14 protein-coding genes are annotated in these 17782 nt (G+C 51.0%); 5 read left to right on the top strand and 9 right to left on the bottom strand.

Annotated elements, in window-relative coordinates; genetic code table 11:
- Positions 1-36 precede the first annotated feature (36 nt).
- Positions 37-963: a tRNA epoxyqueuosine(34) reductase QueG gene (gene queG, locus FPE01S_RS13630; RefSeq protein WP_046369492.1), complete on the top strand. Its 927-nt coding sequence runs from the start codon at positions 37-39 to the stop codon at positions 961-963.
- Here the strand turns inward: queG and FPE01S_RS13625 are convergent.
- Complete coding sequence (locus FPE01S_RS13625) at positions 939-2453, bottom strand: outer membrane beta-barrel protein (RefSeq protein WP_046369491.1); 1515 nt, start codon at positions 2451-2453, stop codon at positions 939-941. The two genes, queG and FPE01S_RS13625, sit on opposite strands and share 25 nt — an antisense overlap.
- Positions 2440-3012 (bottom strand): RNA polymerase sigma factor, encoded by a 573-nt coding sequence (locus tag FPE01S_RS13620; protein WP_046369490.1) that lies wholly within the window; start codon positions 3010-3012, stop codon positions 2440-2442. Before FPE01S_RS13620 ends, FPE01S_RS13625 begins: the two co-directional genes overlap by 14 nt.
- A 98-nt stretch (positions 3013-3110) precedes the next feature.
- Between FPE01S_RS13620 and bioA the strand changes: the two genes are divergently transcribed.
- Complete coding sequence (gene bioA / locus FPE01S_RS13615; protein ID WP_046369489.1) at positions 3111-4418, top strand: adenosylmethionine--8-amino-7-oxononanoate transaminase; 1308 nt, start codon at positions 3111-3113, stop codon at positions 4416-4418.
- Between the two features lie 114 nt (positions 4419-4532).
- Here the strand turns inward: bioA and FPE01S_RS13610 are convergent, their stop codons facing one another.
- From FPE01S_RS13610 to sppA, 6 genes are all read right to left on the bottom strand, one after another.
- Positions 4533-5855: a RagB/SusD family nutrient uptake outer membrane protein gene (locus FPE01S_RS13610; RefSeq protein ID WP_046369488.1), complete on the bottom strand. Its 1323-nt coding sequence runs from the start codon at positions 5853-5855 to the stop codon at positions 4533-4535.
- An 18-nt stretch (positions 5856-5873) separates the two neighbouring features.
- Positions 5874-8996, bottom strand: coding sequence for a SusC/RagA family TonB-linked outer membrane protein (locus FPE01S_RS13605; protein ID WP_046369487.1), 3123 nt, complete (start codon positions 8994-8996; stop codon positions 5874-5876).
- 198 nt (positions 8997-9194) lie between these two features.
- On the bottom strand, positions 9195-9686 hold the full coding sequence (locus FPE01S_RS13600; protein ID WP_046369486.1) for a DUF2911 domain-containing protein: 492 nt from the start codon (positions 9684-9686) through the stop codon (positions 9195-9197).
- Between the two features lie 43 nt (positions 9687-9729).
- Positions 9730-10179, bottom strand: coding sequence for a hypothetical protein (locus tag FPE01S_RS13595; protein ID WP_046369485.1), 450 nt, complete (start codon positions 10177-10179; stop codon positions 9730-9732).
- Between the two features lie 19 nt (positions 10180-10198).
- Positions 10199-11308, bottom strand: a complete 1110-nt coding sequence (locus tag FPE01S_RS13590) for an ABC transporter permease (protein WP_046369484.1) — start codon at positions 11306-11308, stop codon at positions 10199-10201.
- Between the two features lie 15 nt (positions 11309-11323).
- A complete protein-coding gene (gene sppA, locus FPE01S_RS13585) occupies positions 11324-13081 on the bottom strand; it encodes a signal peptide peptidase SppA (RefSeq protein WP_046369483.1) in 1758 nt (585 codons plus the stop codon).
- Between the two features lie 31 nt (positions 13082-13112).
- On the opposite strand from sppA, the gene folK reads away from it, so the two are divergent.
- From folK to FPE01S_RS13570, 3 genes are read left to right on the top strand one after another with little or no spacing between them, the layout of a single operon-like run.
- Positions 13113-13598 carry a 2-amino-4-hydroxy-6-hydroxymethyldihydropteridine diphosphokinase gene (folK, locus tag FPE01S_RS13580; RefSeq protein WP_046369482.1) on the top strand — a complete coding sequence of 162 codons (486 nt, stop codon included), beginning with the start codon at positions 13113-13115 and terminating at the stop codon, positions 13596-13598.
- A gap of 34 nt (positions 13599-13632) precedes the next feature.
- Positions 13633-14265, top strand: a complete 633-nt coding sequence (locus FPE01S_RS13575) for a deoxynucleoside kinase (protein ID WP_046369481.1) — start codon at positions 13633-13635, stop codon at positions 14263-14265.
- 9 nt (positions 14266-14274) lie between these two features.
- Positions 14275-15534, top strand: coding sequence for an MFS transporter (locus tag FPE01S_RS13570; protein ID WP_046369480.1), 1260 nt, complete (start codon positions 14275-14277; stop codon positions 15532-15534).
- On the opposite strand, the gene FPE01S_RS13565 is transcribed toward FPE01S_RS13570, so the two are convergent.
- Positions 15535-17781: a cation:proton antiporter domain-containing protein gene (locus FPE01S_RS13565; protein ID WP_046369479.1), complete on the bottom strand. Its 2247-nt coding sequence runs from the start codon at positions 17779-17781 to the stop codon at positions 15535-15537.
- Position 17782 lies beyond the last annotated feature (1 nt).

Raw genomic sequence — 17782 nt, 5'->3', positions numbered from 1 at the left:
TTGAAATTCCATAACATACAACATTTTTCAACGGTAATGCCTACGCTAAGTAATCATATCAAAAAGATGGCTTATGAGCTGGGCTTTATGTATTGCGGAATTTCTGCATCCAAACGCCTGGAAGAAGACGAACGGCACCTGGAAGCATGGTTGAACAAAGGATATCATGGCATGATGAGTTATATGGCCAACCATTTTGACATGCGGGTTGACCCGGGCAAGCTGGTCCCTGGTGCGAAATCAGTGATCACCGTGCTGATGAATTATTTTCCTGTGGAGAAACAGCCGGAAGGCTTACCAAAGATCTCCAAGTATGCCTATGGCAACGATTATCATGAACTGATCCGGGAAAAGCTGAATCAGCTGCTGTTCAGGATCCGTGAACTGGCTGGTGATGTGCAGGGACGCGGGTTCGTGGATTCGGCACCGGTACTGGAGCGTGCATGGGCAAGAGAAAGCGGCCTGGGCTGGATGGGAAAGAATGGCAACCTGATCAACAAGACCTCGGGATCATTTTTCTTTATCGCCACACTGATCACCGACCTGGAGCTGGATTACGATGCTCCTTTTGCGCGGGACTATTGCGGCACCTGCACCCGCTGTATCGATGCTTGTCCAACCGGTGCCATTTTACCCGACGGCACGGTCGCAGGAGATAAATGCATCTCCTATTTTACCATTGAACTGAAGTCGCAACTGATTCCCGAAGAGCAGCAGGGCAAATTTGACAACTGGATGTTCGGATGCGATACCTGCCAGGATGTTTGTCCCTGGAATCGTTTCTCGCAGCCGGCAACGGAGCCCGGGTTTTCTGCGATACCAGGTTTATTCTCGATGGCTGCCGAAGACTGGGAACAACTGGGAGAAGATGCGTTCCGCAAAATGTTCCGCCATTCGCCGCTGAAGCGTGCGAAATATGCAGGTGTGCTGCGCAATCTTCACTTCATCGCACCGCGGGATTGACGCACCCATTGCAGCCTGGCGGAAAAGCCCAGGTGAAGCAGGTGTTTGCGGTCAGTCGTCAGGTCAACCGGCGTCAGCTGGTACTGAATACTCGGACCCAGTGCAACCTGCATATCAGACTTTGGATTGATGTTATACTGAATGCTGCTGAAGAATCCGGCCTGCCAGCGGTTAAGGGCATCATTATCCCTGTAATACACGCCACCGTCTTTGTCATACAGCAGGGCATCAGATTTCACCAGGTATCCGAGTGAAACGCCGTTATTGAAGTACCAGTGCTTCCTGCGGTCGATATTCCAGGACAACTCAAGGGGCACTTCGAGATAATGGTAACTATTGGTAAAGTCTTTTCCTTTGTTGGCGGTCCCTCCGGCATACGCCAGAGCAGAGAGGATCCTGTCCTGACCAATATTATACAGGGCAAAAGTGGAATCCACCACCTTACCCATTTTAACCTGGGAGGAACGGTAACTGTATTGAATTCCGGTTCCGAGCCGGAGCTTACTGCTGATGGGTTTGTGTGCAAGTACTTTCGCCTGAAAAGAGAACCCGCCTTTTATTTCGGAAGGATTACGCTGGATCACAGCAAGTCCGTTGGAAGCGAGTGAACTGTTCTGCTGGTATTCCATCTGGTCGGCCTTGTAACCGGAGAATGGCTGTTCATTCAGTGTGCTTACGCCGGCGCTGGCTTCAAAACTGTACTGCCATTTGCGGTTGGTTTTCTCTTTCAGGGAGATGGTGGTGGCAGGAAGATTTCCAGGACGAATATTGCCGGTTTTTGACTTAGGCTGCTGAACAGCGATGGATTGTTTGCCCTGCAACGGAAGCTGACCGGCAAAGGCTTCGGGTACACGCGGAACACTGTTCTCTGTAAGAATGGTAGCGCCGTAGTTATCAGCAGACTGGTCGATTCCAGGTGTGTTCCCTGTATTTCCCTGTTGTTTACGGGAAGTTTTAGCAGTAGCAGATCCGGTAGTGATGCCGGCTGCTGATTTCATCTGGTTGTGTACAGTTGAACGATATGCAGTGGTATTATGGTTATTGATCCTGCGTTTTGTTACGGCATTATCAGTGGTATTATCAGCGGCATTGCCAGCTGCATCGCTACCGGTTCCGGCATCTGAATTGGTAACAGAATTGGCATTTATTGATTCAGGTTGGTTGCTGGCGACATCCCTGCTATCCGCTGCGTTGCTGTTTTCACCTGCAGTTTTTGCAGTAGCGGAAGAACCGGTTGTTGCAGCCTGCTGATCAGGATTGGTGGTAACCACCTGCTGGTGGCCTTCCTGGGGGGAATGGCGTTCAGCCAGCCACCAGCCACCGAGGCTGAGACCGGCAACGGCGGCTGCCATCAGGAACCAGGCGGCGCCACGGCGGCGCTTTTTTTCCTGCAACTGCGCTGCTACACCTTCCCAGACAGCTGGTGAAGGTTGAAGCCGCAGTTCACGGGCTTTTTCCCCAAGGGCCTTATCAAATTCATGATCGGGCATAGTGTGCTAGATTTACGGGTTCGGATTCTTGCTGCAACCAGGTGATCAACAGGTTGCGGGCACGGGCATATTGAGAGCGGGAAGTTCCTTCATGAATTCCCAGCATAGAACTGATTTCAACATGCGTGTAACCTTCCACGGCATGCAGGTTAAAAATGGCCTGGTATCCGGGAGGCAACTGCCGGATCAGGTCGGAAAGCTCCTTCGCACTCAGGCTGACCTCCGGATTGTCCGGGGATACCGGATGCAAATACCCTTTTTCTTCTCCTGTGAAGGAAAGGTCATACTGGTATTTGGCATTTTTCTTCAGGTAGTTGATCGCGGTCGTGACCATAATGCGCCTGATCCAGGCCCCCAGGTCACCCTCTCCACGAAACTGGGCGAGATAATGAAAAACTTTAATAAATCCTTCCTGTAGTACGTCTTCCGCATCCGTTACGGACTTGGTATACCTATAGCAGACGCCCAGCATCTGGGACGCAAACTGCTCATAGAGCATTTTTTGCGCCGATGGCTTCCCTTTCAGGCAATCCCGGACCAGTTGCTGTTCATTGGTCATATTGTTGAATAAGTTGACAAGATACCACCTGCGCCCGTTGCATCCCGTTAAAAAAACATCAATGGTCAATCCAGCGGCTTAATTGTTAGTTTTGGCGGATGGATTGGTTATCAAAGGATAAAAACCTGATCTGGCACCCCTACACCCAGGAAAAGACAGCACCTCCACCCCTGTTTATTGAAAAGGCGGCCGGTGCCTGGCTGTACGGTGCTGACGGAAGGGGTTACCTGGATGCCATCAGCAGTTGGTGGGTAACCCTGCATGGACACGCCCATCCCTATATTGCCGAACGTCTTGCAGCCCAGGCCAGGAAGCTGGAACAGGTCATTTTTGCCGGGTTTACCCACCAGCCGGCAATTGAGCTCGCCGAAAAACTGATTCCCCTGCTGCCTGGCCATATGTCCAGGATTTTTTATTCGGATAATGGCAGCACTGCTACGGAAGTAGCCATCAAGATGGCCATCCAGTACTGGTGGAACAGGTCTCCTGATGGCCGGCCGGCCAGGAAAAAGATCCTGGCCTTCCGCAACGCCTATCATGGTGACACTTTCGGTGCCATGGCCGTAAGCGGCAGGAGTGTGTTTACCGCACCCTTTGACGATTACCTTTTTGAAACCGTCTGGATCGATCTGCCGGATGAAAACACCTGGCCAGTCATTGAACAGGTGCTTACTGCAGCAGGCGACCAGTTGGCAGGCTTTATCTATGAACCATTGTTGCAGGGTGCAGGCGGTATGAATATGTATGCGCCCGCATGGCTGGATAAACTGCTGCAACGGCTGCAGGACCTGGAAGTGATTTGTATTGCTGATGAAGTGCTCACCGGATTCGGCAGAACCGGAACCCTGTTTGCGTCTGAACAGATGAAAGCAAAGCCGGATATTATCTGCCTGTCGAAAGGACTAACCGGCGGAACGATGGCGCTGGGGGTGACCGCCTGCACCGCCCGCATCTTCGATGCCTATTGGAGCGACGACCGCAAAAAGACATTGTTCCATGGCCATTCCTTTACTGCAAATCCGCTGGCCTGCACGGCAGCGCTGGCCAGCCTGGAAATTTTTAATCAGGAAGGGACGATGGACCGGGTGGCGCAGATCAGCCGGTGGCATGAGCAAGCGGCCCGTGAATTGCCCCAGATGACCGGAAACAGGGCTCAAATGCGGCAGCTGCGGCAACTCGGAACTATTCTTGCCTTTGACATCGTTCAGGGAGAATCAGGTTACCTCAATGCGATAGGGCCGCACCTGACACATGAGGCATTGCAGAAAGGACTGTTCCTGAGGCCGCTGGGAAATACCTTATACTTTATGCCACCCTATTGCCTTAAACCCGATGAGCATGCAATGATGGTGGAAAAGGCAGTGGCGGCAATGCACAAGGTGTTTGATGCGGCATCAGCACTATGATGTAACGCTTCTGAAATGTTTACTGCTGCAACAATCTAAATGCTTCAGCAGGCCACCTAAAAAAAGAGCGCAACCAAAGCTGCGCTCTTTTTTATAGCCGTCTGAAATATAAAGTCAAAATAATGGATCCGGCGGTGTATTGGAATTGTTGTCCCTTTCAGCAAAAGGGTAAGGAAAAAAATTGCGTTTCTTTTCCGCAATAGGACGATCAAACCGTCTGCTGTCTTCCAGTTTGAAGCCCTGCATATAAAGTTCAATACAACGCTGACGGTAAATTTCTGTCAGCACAGCGTCCTGGGTTACCGCACCGGCATAGGGCGATTCATCTGCCCCGATGCCGAATGGGTCATCTGCTGCCTTTTTGGTGCGGATCTTATTGATTTCGGCGATCGCATCAGGCAGTTGGTTTTTACGCGCATAAACTTCTGCTTTGATGAGGGTCATTTCTCCCGGAACATAATAAGGGTAGGATGTCGCAGTTGCTACGCCGAAGCCATTGATGCGGAACCGTGGTGGCACAGGTTTATCGGGACTAAGCTGTGTATTGAGCAACGTATAGAATTGGACTCTTTTGTCTGAATTTTCCGGACGCAGGCCTTCGGGCAATCCAAACGTAGAATCAATCACCTGGTAAACGTTGTTGGTAGCAGTTGCTGTTTCGAAAATCGGATTCGGACTGGCACCGTCAAAATTCATGGTGCTCTTAACGGTAAGATCCACTGCATTCGCTGCAGCAAGCGCGTTGTCCCAGTCGCCGGAGAAAACGGCATAGCGTGCTTTCAATGCCAGCAAAGTTTGCTTGATATTGGTACCAGGGGGAATGTTCAGGGCAAAGTTAGCACTAATGGAATCAGCTGCAATCAGGGCGAGGGCTTTATCAATAGACGCAATTGCGCGCTGGTAACCCAGCATGCGGTCAGAGAATGTAACCTGCAGAATTCCGGAAGTGTCGGGAACCTTTTCCCAGAACATAGCCAGACTGCCCAATGCCTGCGCTTTAAAGATGGTTGCATACCCGGTAAGCGCACTGACATAGTTCGGATCTGTGATGGTTGGCGCCGCTGTAATGATCCTGTTGGCGTCGAGAATGATCTTGCTGCCGTTTGCCCAGATATTGGCGAGAATGGTATTGGTTGGATCTACTGCTGTTCCCCCGACACTCAATTGCGCTTCAGCGGTATTACCAGCATTCATCAGCAACAATTCGTTGGTGGTAAATCCGTTGGCAGTAACAATATTGTATACATCGCCGGCACGTGAATAGCTATATTTCCGTTGAAGTCCCACGCCCACTGCTGTCATGCCTCTGGCTGAAGTAAATACTTCATCCTCTGGCGCAGCATTGGGGTTGGAAAAATCTTTTTTGCAACCAGGCATCACCGAAGTGGCCACCACCAGGAATGCAAAGAATGATATAGGAAGATTAATTCTTTTCATGATAATTTTTTTTCGCTGTTAGAATTTAGCCTGGATAGATAAGCTGAAGGTGCGGGGAATAGGCACAGAACCGAAATCGATTCCCCTCAACAGTGTGCTTTGTCCAGCTGCATTTACTTCAGGATCATACCCTTTATAGTCATCCCAGCTGAAAAGGTTTCTGCCGCTCAGCATAAAATTAAGGTCGCGGAGTTTTTTCCAGTTGCCGAAATGATAATTAAGTGATATTTCGCGGAGCTTTACAAAGGAGCCATCGTCAATTCTCCATTCTTCAATATTATAAATTCCTTCTGTAGCGGAAATATAACCACGGGGTAACAGTCCTTCATGCTCCTGTTCGGCCACCTTCCCGTTGCCTACACCCTGACGGGTACGAAAATCGGCATTGAATACATCTACACCCTGAACAGCGTCCACCTGTACCCTCAGTCCGAATTTTTTATAGGTGAGATCGGTTACAAATGATCCGGTCCAGTCGGGGTTCGGATCTCCTATTATTTTCCTAAGCGTACTGCCGGTCGGTAAACCATTGGCATCCCGTTGCGGCGTATAGGATAGCGGGCTGTTCTGCACCCCTTTTTCCATTTGCGGAATTCCTTTGGTATTCTTTACCTCTCCACCGTTTTCATCTTTGGCAAAGAAAGTACCATAGAACACGCCGATGGGCTCGCCCTGAAGGATGGCAACAGGAGCGCCGGCGTTCGTGCTGAACAGGGTAAGTGCCTGACCGATATCAATCGCTTTGTTCCGGTTGCGGTTATAGATAAAGTTTACGTCCCAGGTGAGGTCTTTTGTTTTAACGGGTGTGCCGCCCAGAACGATTTCGATCCCTTTGTTTTCAAGAGAGCCGAGGTTGCTGAGGTAACTGCTGTAACCTGTTGTAGGTGCATAAACGCGGTTGATCAACAGATCTTTTACTTTTTTCGTATATACATTGAGGGTAAAATTCAACCTGCTGTTGAAGAATGCCATATCTGTACCGAATTCCAACTCCTGTTGCCTTTCTGGTTTGATGTCAGAATTGGCAAGTGTTGTGCTGCCATTCAGCGTAGATTTTCCGACAAATGGCGCTGACGTATAGCTATTGAACCGCTGGTAGGCACCGATGCCGGTAAGGTTGCCGCTTTCACCATAAGCCACGCGTACTTTAAACAGGTTCCAGAAGTTGGCGAGGCCGGATTTGGTCCAATAGTCGTTTGAAGAAAGCACGTATGAACCGCTTGCCTTTACATAGGTTTGATTGCGTTGGTCTTTTCCGAAAACGGAAGATCCGTCCAGGCGAATTGCGCCGGTGAGAAACAGCGAATTCCAGAAGCGGAAATTTTGCTGCACATAAGCACCCGTTACGGAAATCTCACTTCTTTCATCTGCTCCGGGCAAAACCGTTGCCGCACCATTAACCGTTTCAATCAGCGGCGCCAGGCCACGGCCCTGGAACAGGGAATATCGGTTCCGTTCGTATTGCTGGGATACACCAAGCTGCGTGGTACTTCCGATGAATTCGTTTATTTCCGCGGTATAGGTGGCATTCAGGTCATTGTTCACACCGAGGAAATTATTGTTAGCGGTACTGGCATAACCATTGCGGTCAGCCAGTAAAGTTGACCCGCCGCCGTAAAAGCCGTCACCCACGTTGTAGGCAAAAGGAGGAATCAGCGTGGTACCATTTTGCGTGTAGTTGTCAATACCCAGGAGGTAATCTATTGTCAGGTTCCTCATGGGTTTCAGCTTCAGCCCCACATTCGCAATGATCCTGGAAGTGGTTTGCTTTTGTTTGATGTCTTCGATTACAGAAACCGGATTGACGCGTCCACGTTCACCCACAGCCATCAGGTTACCGGCAGGGTCGCGACGCCAGATGTCGTGGAAGTTGCCGATGATGGTCACACTATTCATAGGCGAGAAGAAAGAGTTGCCATCGGGTTTCTCGTTCGCTGTGCTGTTGATATAGTTCAGCCCCATATTCAGGGAAGCCCACGAAGCAAGTGTCTGGTCCAGATTTATACGGAAATTGTAGCGTTGAAAATCGGTGTTCTTTACGATACCCTGGTTGTAGAAATAGGTACCGGAACCATAATATTTGGTCTTTTCGGTGCCGCCGGAAAAAGACAGGGTATTGTCAGTACCAATGGCTGTACGGAAGATATAATCCTGGTAATCGTAGCGGGTCACCGGAGTGGTATTCACCAGTGACGGCGTCAGGATGTCCTGCGTTTGAGCATTGGGACCATCCGTCGGACCACCGAATTTGGTAGGTGCCTGGCTTACCTCCAGCTTCTTTCGCAGCTCACTGACCATAAGGCTGGTGGAGAAATTCAGCGTCGGGGCACCTGTCTTGCCTCTTTTGGTAAAGATCTGGATCACCCCGGCATTGGCGCGGCTTCCATAAATTGCAGCAGCCGCTGCACCATTCAATACCTCCACCCTTTCAATATCGGCGGGATTGATGTCTACCATGCGGTTCTGTCCGATAGCACCAACGAAATTGTTGCCGTCGTAGTTACCGGAAGTGTTGGTTACGCGGTTAGTCGCGTTGTTCACGATCACACCGTCCACGATGTATAGAGGCTCAGAAGAAGAGGAAACGGAACTAATTCCCCGGAGTCGGACAGAAATACCGCCTGCAGGATCACCGGAATTCTGAATGATCTGCGCACCGGCAGTTTTGCCCTGGAGCGATTGCAGCACGTTGGAGGGAACACCTTTGTTCAACTCATCAGCTTTCAATGAGCTGATATAGCTGCCCAGTTGCTTCTTAGTTGTCCCGGCACTCGTACCAGTCACGATAACTTCATCCAGTCCCAGAGCATCCGGTGAGAGTTGCTGGTTGGCTTCGTAATTGGCAGCAGCAGAAATTACAAGTTTTTGCTGAATGGTTTTAAAGCCGACACCACTAAACTCCAATTCGTAATCTCCCGGTTTAAGGTTGCCGGTTAAAACATAATTGCCATTGGCATCGGATGCCGTTCCTACAGTAGTTCGTTTAACGTTAACCGAAATGCCCGGCAGGGGGTTGCCCTGGGCATCATTTACTTTGCCGGTGATCCGGACCTGCGCAGACAAGGCAAGGCCAAAACAGCAAAGAAGGAAAACCAGCCAGGGCCGCTTTCCCGGAATTAATAATGAAGGGAGTCTTTTCATGACAGCTTGTTTTGATTGACCGAAAGTGTGTGGGATAATGCAGAAAATTGCCACCTGAATTTAGGGGATAATCCCTAAAAAGCCGCAAAAAGCTGCAATATATTTTTAAAATCCCCGCAATATCTGGCAACAAAAGACAAAAAAAAGCTGCTTCATCAGCAGCTTTTTGATAAGCGGTTATTTACGCCCTTCCGTTGGTCAGGAAGCCGGTACTGTTACCTGCGTCTTGTCCCACTCCACGATCATATTCTTTCCGTCAAGCCGGATCGTTAACTGCTCCACCGGGCTCGACAGGGCTTTGGACGGTGCCTTTACCTGCAACACATCCTTGCCTTTATTCTTGTCATAATCATATGCGCCCCACTGTCCCAGCTGGCTGTTGAGAATAAATGTCCATTCCTTCTTGTCTGGCGTCGCAAACAGGGTGTACGTGCCGGCCTTTACGGCCTTGCCACCGAAACTGCCGTCCTTGGCAAAGGTGATCGTGGTAGCTTCATCAGCGCCGAGCCTCCAGACCTTACCGTAAGCCTCCAGCCCGCCGAATATATCGCGGCCCTTTTTGTAAGGCCGGCCGTATGTCACGGTAATGTTTCCGTTGGAAACTGTGTCATGCGGACTTTTTCTGGCCTCCTGTGCTTTCGCAGGGAGCAATGAACCAATGGCGATTACCGCCAGGATCAGGTACTTCATACTTTTCTGTTTATTGTTTACAAAGTGAATACTGTAATTCGATTCATTTTTCCGCAAGCGCCTTCAGTTGCCTGAGGCTTTGCTCCATCACGGGACCCATCTGGTTGTCATAAAGGATACTGCCGAATTTTTCCCAGGGATACCAGGAAAGCTTAAAGTCTACATACCATTGTACAGTAAGTGTGCCAGATTTCAACCCATACAATGCCAGGTTCGAAGGATATGTTTTATTGCCTGCCGTCCAGTCTGCCTCAACGAGACTGTCACTCACCGACCTGATCTCAAACCTGAATTTACCGGAACTGTCCTGCGCATAGGCATTCCATTTAGTCCAGCCGTCATTAGTGCTGATGAGCGGCAAGACCTGCGCTTTACCCGCCTGTATATCAATCGCGCGGGAGATACGCACATGCGATGGAATCAGCAGGCTGAATACCAGCAGCAACAATGAGAAGAACAGGATACTCCAGAATGCCAGTTTCAAAATTTTCATATAAACCTATTGTTCGGGGTCATTCCCACCGGAAGACCCGTTCAGCTACCACATAAATGAGCACCCCCCAGCCCAGCAAAAAGCCGATCTGTTTACCACAATCGGTAAGATGGGCTCCCTCAAAAGCGATCTTTCGCATGGCATCATTAAAGTGCGTAAGCGGTAATGCCCGGCAAAACGGCTGCAGCCATTTGGGGAAGACATCAATGGAAAAAAATGTACCTGCCAGCAGAAATTGCGGCAGGGTGATCACATTGGCAAAAAGAGGTATGACGCTCTCATTGGGAGCCAATGCGCTTACAATAAAACCAAACCCCATAAATACCAGGAGGGCGACAAAACACAGCACCATGATCTCGGCAAAGGTGACCCACCCGTGCACCAGGGAAAACTGGAAGGCAAAATAGCCCAGCCCGATGATCACCACAGCAGTCATCAACTGGAAGATCACCCGGCTCAGCCCCTCTCCCATAATGATCGCCGTTTTGCTGACCGGCGTGGCAAACATCCGCTTCAGCACCAGCTGCTGGCGGAGATTGAAAAACAAAAATGCCACACCGAACACCCCCATACTGAGCAGGGAAAAACCGAGCTGCCCGGGAAGTATAAAATCGATGGTGCGATACTCCCGCACCTGCCGGATCTCCGGAACTATTGTAGCAATGGTGGAGGCTCCGGGTTCCCGCTGCCGGTCTATTTTAAAGATGATATTTTCCAACAGGGGCATAAAGCTGTAAAACTTATCGGCGCTGGCCGTAGTTGCCCGGAAAGTCACCTGGTAACCGGCGGCCCTATCACCTGATCCTCCCTTCGGCCGGATGGCCAGTTCACCGGTAATCCGACCCTTCACCAGGTCACTTTCCAGTTGTGCGGAATCTACCGGATCGGTGAAGCGGATATTGGACCGCTCCCGCAGCCCCTGGTAAACCGGGTTACTGGTATCGGAGCCGGGTGTCAGGGCGATCCGGTAAACCGGTCCGCCGCCGTTGCCGATAAAGCCGAAAACAAGAATAAATATGAGTGGAAAGAAAATACTGAATACCACGGCACTGGGACTACGGAATATGCCGATCAGGCTGGCCTTCGTAATGGCCAGCATCGCCCGCACCTGACTATACTGTTTCTCCATAAAGGATCGACGACGTTAACGGAAAATAAGGTAATAGGGCATTTTCGTCTGCACCTTTCCGATAGAGGCCCTGATGGACCTGAACTCTTCGTAGAGGCCATAGGCGGGTATGCCGAGCTCGCTTTTCAGCGCTTCGGTGCCCACGGTTTTTTTGTAAGCGCCTGTCAGTTTCTCGAAGATGTTGATCTGTTCCGGGTATTCGCGCAACCGGTATTCCCTGACACCAGCCATTTTTGCTGCTGCTGCAACGGCATCGGAAATACCGCCGATCCGGTCAACCAGTCCGATGCGTACTGCGCGGCTACCCGTCCACACCCTTCCCTGCCCGATACTGTCGATTTCAGCAATTGTTTTTTTCCGGCCATCCGCCACCCGTGTCAGGAAAGTATGATAGATACTGTCCACATCCGACTGAAAGAATCGTCGTTCTGTTTCATTGAGCGGTTCGGCAATTGAAGGTGAATTGGCATGCGGGCTGGTTTCCACGCCGTCGAAGGTTACTCCCAATTTGTCACGGAAAAATCCCTGCATATTGGGAATGATCGCAAACACGCCGATCGAACCGGTGATCGTATTGGGTTGGGCGAAAATACTGTCGGCATTGCAACCCATATAATACCCGCCGGAGGCAGCCACATCCCCGTAACTCACGATCACGGGTTTGTCTTTTTTGGCAAGCTCCACTTCACGCCACATGTTCTCACTGGCCATGGCGCTGCCCCCACCAGAATTGATCCTGATAACGATCGCCTTTACATTGTCATCCAGCCTGGCCTTCCGGATATACCTGCGGAAACGGTCCCCGCCGATCTGTCCCTCATCACCCGTACCATCTACAATATCCCCCTGCGCATAAATAAGGGCAATGCGGTTGGTACCACTACCCCTGTTATAATTTACCGCTGAACCGTATTTGGCCATCGACACAAAATTGATGGCATCAATGGATTTGCTGCTGCTTTTCTTCCGGATCTCATCCTTCACTTCATCTTCATAACGCAACCCGTCGCAGAGACCTGCATTTACGGCATCATGGGCGGACCGAAGGGCATTGCTGTCTGCCAGGTTGCGGAGCACCGCGGCATCTACCTTTCTTGCTGCCGCCGCACCGGTAAGAAAATGTTCATACAAGTCGTCCAGCAGTACTTTTGACTGGAGTTTGTTGGCTTCCGTCATCTGTTCCTCGCGAAAGGGCTCAGTTGCACTTTTGAACTTGCCGGCATAAAAAATCTGCGGCTGAATTTCGAGTTTATCCAAAGCTTTTTTGAAGAACACATACTGCAATCCGAAACCCTTCCAGTCGAGCCCTCCTTTGGGGTGCACATAAACGGCACTGGCCACATCCGCCACATGATAAGCCTGCTGAGAAATGACTTCTCCGAAGGCAATCACGAATTTTCCTGAAGCCCTGAACTTTGCGATCGCGTTGCGGAGCTCTTCATTCGTACCGAAGCCATTTGCATTGCTGCCGCATTTCAGGTAAAGTCCGTCGATATCATCATCGGATCCGGCATACTGAAGCATCTGCACAATATCATAAACGCCGGGCTGGCTATAGGGCTCATCGCCCTGGAGTGCCGCCAGCGGATTATCGCGAGACTGCTCGGTTATATTCTTTCCCAGGTCAAGATACAGTACACTATGCGGATCAATTACCACCTCTTCTTTCGATGCAAGTGCCCCCGCCAGGCCGATTAACAGGAACACCCCGATCACCGTAAACACCACCAAAGCCAGCAGGGCGGCAAAAAAATATTTAAAGAATTGTCCCATACCGATATTTGGCCTGTAAAGTACAGAAACTATGCATACCGCTTATCTCCTGATCGGGGGGAATCTCGGAAACCGGATCGAAAACCTGCAAAAGGCAGCCTGGCTGGTGGCACAGGAAGCCGGACAGGTATTGCGCCAGTCGTCTTTGTACGAAACAGCCGCCTGGGGATTCGGAGACCAGCCGGATTTTCTTAACCAGGTATTGGAAATCCGGACGCCGCTCAACGCCGCTGCACTCATGTCGATGCTGCTGAAAATAGAAAAGCAAATGGGCCGGGTACGGGAAGAAAGGAACGGACCCCGGCTGATCGATATCGACATCCTGCTTTACGGAGATGAAATTCATCACAACGATCATATTTCTATCCCGCATCCCCGGTTGCCACTTCGCCGCTTCGCACTTATTCCCCTCGCGGAACTCATCCCTTCCTTCATTCACCCGGAGTTACAGCTGACCATCGATGCCTTGTTGCAGCAAACCCCGGATGATCTGCCGGTAAAAAAATATAACGGCTAATACAGGGCTTTATATTTTCTTTGCGGTTACTCTCATGAATTACCACTTCATTACGATCGAAGGAAATATTGGCGCAGGAAAAACAACGCTGGCCCACCTCCTTTCCAAACATTATAATGCCCGGCTTGTACTGGAAGCATTTGCCGACAATCCCTTCCTGCCTAAGTTTTATGAAAACCCTTCACAGTTTGCCTTCCCGCTGGAATTGTTTTTTATGGCGGAACGTTACAAACAACTGAAGGAACTGGTGCACACGAAAGATCTCTTTCAAAGCGTAACCATCTCCGACTACCTTTTTACCAAATGCCTGCTGTTTGCCAAAGTGAACCTGCCGGAAGAAGAATTCAGGTTATACCAGCGGATCTTTGACATCATTATCCCGCAGCTGGTGCAACCCGATATCCTGATCTACCTGCATGCCCCCGTGCAGAAACTGCAGAGCAATATCCGGCGGCGGAACCGCTCTTATGAACAGTCGATTCCGGACGACTATTTATTCCGGATCCAGGAGACCTATACCCATTATATAAGGCAGCACAATATCAAAACATTGTTTGTGGATGCCTCCAATGCCGATTTCCTGGGAAATGAAAAACATGTGCAGGTCATTCTGGATGCCCTCGAAAAAGACTATGAGAACGGGCAGCATTTCCTGGCCCTGCCCTAATGCGACAACATGACGACAGAAACAAAAAACCTGCAACAGCAATCAGACCCTTTCGCCAGCATACGCCTTCCGGAATTCAGGAACCTGATGACCGGAAGATTTCTGTTCATCATGGCCCTGCGCATGATGAGCACGCTCGTCGGCTGGTGGTTGTATGAACTGACCGGCGATCCGCTGGCAATGGGACTTATCGGACTTGCCGAAGCCGTTCCGGCAATTGCACTTGCCCTCTATTCCGGTCATGTGATTGACCTTTCTGACAAACGACGCCTGTTGCTCCGTGGTGTTGCGTTATATGGCGCCTGTGCACTGATGTTACTGCTGCTTTCCTTTTCGTTTACCCATGGAGGTTTGAAAGTTTTTATTGTGACAGGCATCTATGTGGCCATCTTCTTTACCGGCATTTTCAGGTCGTTTACCGGCCCCTGTTTTTCCGCGATCCTCGCTCAGGTTGTGCCGCGTGATCTGCTGGCCAACGCCACCACCTGGAACCAGGGCACCTGGCTAACCGCCTCTGTTACCGGTCATGCTGCCGGCGGCTTCCTGATTGCCTTTCTCGGCACCACTGGTACGCTTTCGGTGATCTGCATCCTGATCGCACTGGGACTGCTCCGGATCAGCCGCATCCTGCCCAAGCCACCCCTGCCTAAACCGGGGCAACAGCAATCCACCTGGGAAAGCGTGCAGGAAGGCGTTCGATTTGTATTCCGGACAAAAGAGGTGTTGGGCGCGCTGACCCTCGATCTTTTTGCCGTGCTCTTCGGCGGCGCTGTTGCCATGGTGCCCGTTTTCGCCAAGGACGTGCTGAAAGTGGGACCGATAGGATTCGGCTGGCTGAATGCCGCTGCAGATATTGGTGCCATCTGCATCGTGTTGCTGCTCACTTTCTTTCCGATGAAAAACAAGCAGGGCCGGCGGCTGTTTTTTGCCGTAGGGGGATTTGGCTGCTGCATCATCATCTTCGCACTATCAAAACTATTCTGGCTGTCTTTCATCGCACTCCTGTTCAGCGGCATGCTTGACGGGATCAGCGTGGTGGTGCGGGGCACCATCCTCCAACTGAAAACACCCGACGATATGCGCGGACGGGTGATGAGTGTCAACAGCATGTTCATTAACAGCAGCAATGAAATCGGCCAGTTTGAAAGTGGCGTGATGGCACGCCTGATGGGACTCGTTCCGTCGGTGGTGTTCGGCGGATGCATGACACTGCTGGTGGTCGTGACCACCTGGTTTAAAGCACCCTCATTAAGAAAGATGGAATACTGATCAGGAAACAGGATGTGACAGCGACAGGATCTTGCGGCGGTTGCCTACAATCCACACCACATCGCCCCATTCAAATACCGTATAGGAATCCGGATTGAGCATCCTGCGGGCATCCCGTTCGATGCCCACCACCAGGCCATCCGTCCGTTCCCGGATATTGGAACTCCGGATACTTTGTCCCTTCAGGTGGTTGTGTTCATCCACAATAATGCTGACCAGCTCGATATCTTCATTTTCCTCGGGCAGCTGGAGCAGATCATTCTGGTTGATCTCCACTGCTGCACGGAACATCTGCAACTGCATATCGGTGCCGATAACCGATAATTTATCATGCGGAAAAATGCGTTCGGTACGTGCAGGAATATGGATCATTTTGGTGCCACGGTCAATGCTGGCCACGTTGATGCCGTAGGTTTCGCGCCAGGCAAGTTCTTCCAGTGTTTTTCCGAGGCCAGTGATCTCCGGGCTCACCGTCATAGTAGCCAGGTGCGCATCCCAGGGGGACAGCAAGGCTTCCCGTTCTGGTTTCTCGTCCTTTGCATTCTCCCGGGCGTTCAGGTTTCGCAAAAACCGGTGTTCGATCCTTGCATAATAGGACTGTAGCTTTTTGGAAAAGATGATCATGACTACGATAAACACCAGGAAAGCCGAAAGCGCAGCAACCTTGCCGGAAAACAACCGGTCTACCAGCAATCCGAAAATCAGCACCCCCAGCACGTTCCTGCCGATCTCGATCAGCAGCAGCGGGCCGCGGTTGTATTTCTTATCGAGCCACAGATCCTTAAAGGCCATGGAACGGGGTTTCCGCACCATTAGTCCCCAGAAGAAAGGCGCCGTAATCAGCAGGGTAACCACCACCAGCAATACATTTGCGAGCCAGCGGGGTGTAATGTGTTCATGCGCGAGCGGCCCGATGACCACTCCTGAAAATACAATGATGGCAATGGCTATGACACTGTTGCCGCCGATGATCATGCCGTATGCGCGCAACACCTGTTTCCAGTCGCTTTCCGCCTGGATCTGCCGGGTCCCGGAGGCGTATTTATCCACGGCACGCAGGAATCTTTTAGGCAGCACGCTTTCCAGCATCACATAAAATCCACCGGAAGCCTTAATGAGGTACGGGGTGGTAAATGTGGTAATTGCGGAAACAGCCACTGCAATCGGGTACAGAAAATCACTGGTCACACCAAGGGTGAGCCCCAGCTGTGCGATGATAAAGGAGAATTCGCCGATCTGGGCGAGACTGAAACCGGTCTGAATGGATTGCCGCAGCGGTTGACCACTGATCACCGCGCCGATGGAAGAACTCAGGAATTTTCCGAAGATCGTCAGGAAGGTGATGATCGCGACAGGGCCGGCATGGTCAACGATACTTTTCGGATCGATGAGTATGCCCACTGAAACAAAGAATACGGCTGCGAAGAGATCCTTTACCGGCATCACCAGGTGTTCGATCTTTTCGGCCAGGGTGGTTTCCGCGAGAATGGAACCCATTACGAAGGCACCGAGTGCGGGTGAAAATCCGGTATGCGTGGCCAGCACCACCATGGCCAGGCAGAGGCCGAGGGCCAGGATCAGCAGGGTTTCGTTTGTCAGTGAACCCTTGATGCGCCGCAACAGGGTTGGCAGAACGAATATTCCGGCAAGGAACCATAAAGCCAGGAAGAACACCAGGCGGCCTACGGAGTACAACATCTGCGCACCGGCAAAATGCTGGGTCATGGCCAGGGTGGACAATAACACCAGGAGCACGATGGCGACCAGGTCTTCCACGATCAGGACGCCAAAAACAACACGGGCAAACTGCTTGTTCTTGAGGCCGAGTTCTTCAAAGGCCCGTATAATAATGGTAGTGGATGAAATGGAAAGGATTCCCCCAAGAAAGATCGCATCCATTTTGGACCATCCCATCAGGATACCTGCGCCATAACCTATGCCCAGCATGGCGAAGATCTCAAAGATGGCCGTGATGGAAGCGGTCCCCCCAACCCTTGCGAGTTTCTTGAAACTGAATTCAAGGCCAAGGCTGAACAACAGGAATACCACGCCGATCTCAGCAAGAATATTGATGTTTTCGCGGTCTACAACAGTGGGAACAATTGAAATATGGGGACCAACGAGCAGTCCGGCGAGTATATACCCCAGCACGAGCGGCTGGCGGAGTTTTTTAAAGATCAGAGTAGTGATGGCGGCAGCAAACAGGATGAGTGCCAGGTCTTCAATCAGCTTGGGCAAATGGGCCATG

It is taken from the genome of Flavihumibacter petaseus NBRC 106054 (assembly GCF_000974785.1).
Lineage (GTDB): Bacteria > Bacteroidota > Bacteroidia > Chitinophagales > Chitinophagaceae > Flavihumibacter > Flavihumibacter petaseus.
Note: the sequence above shows the minus strand (reverse complement) of the source record. Positions and strands in the feature narration are given on the sequence as shown.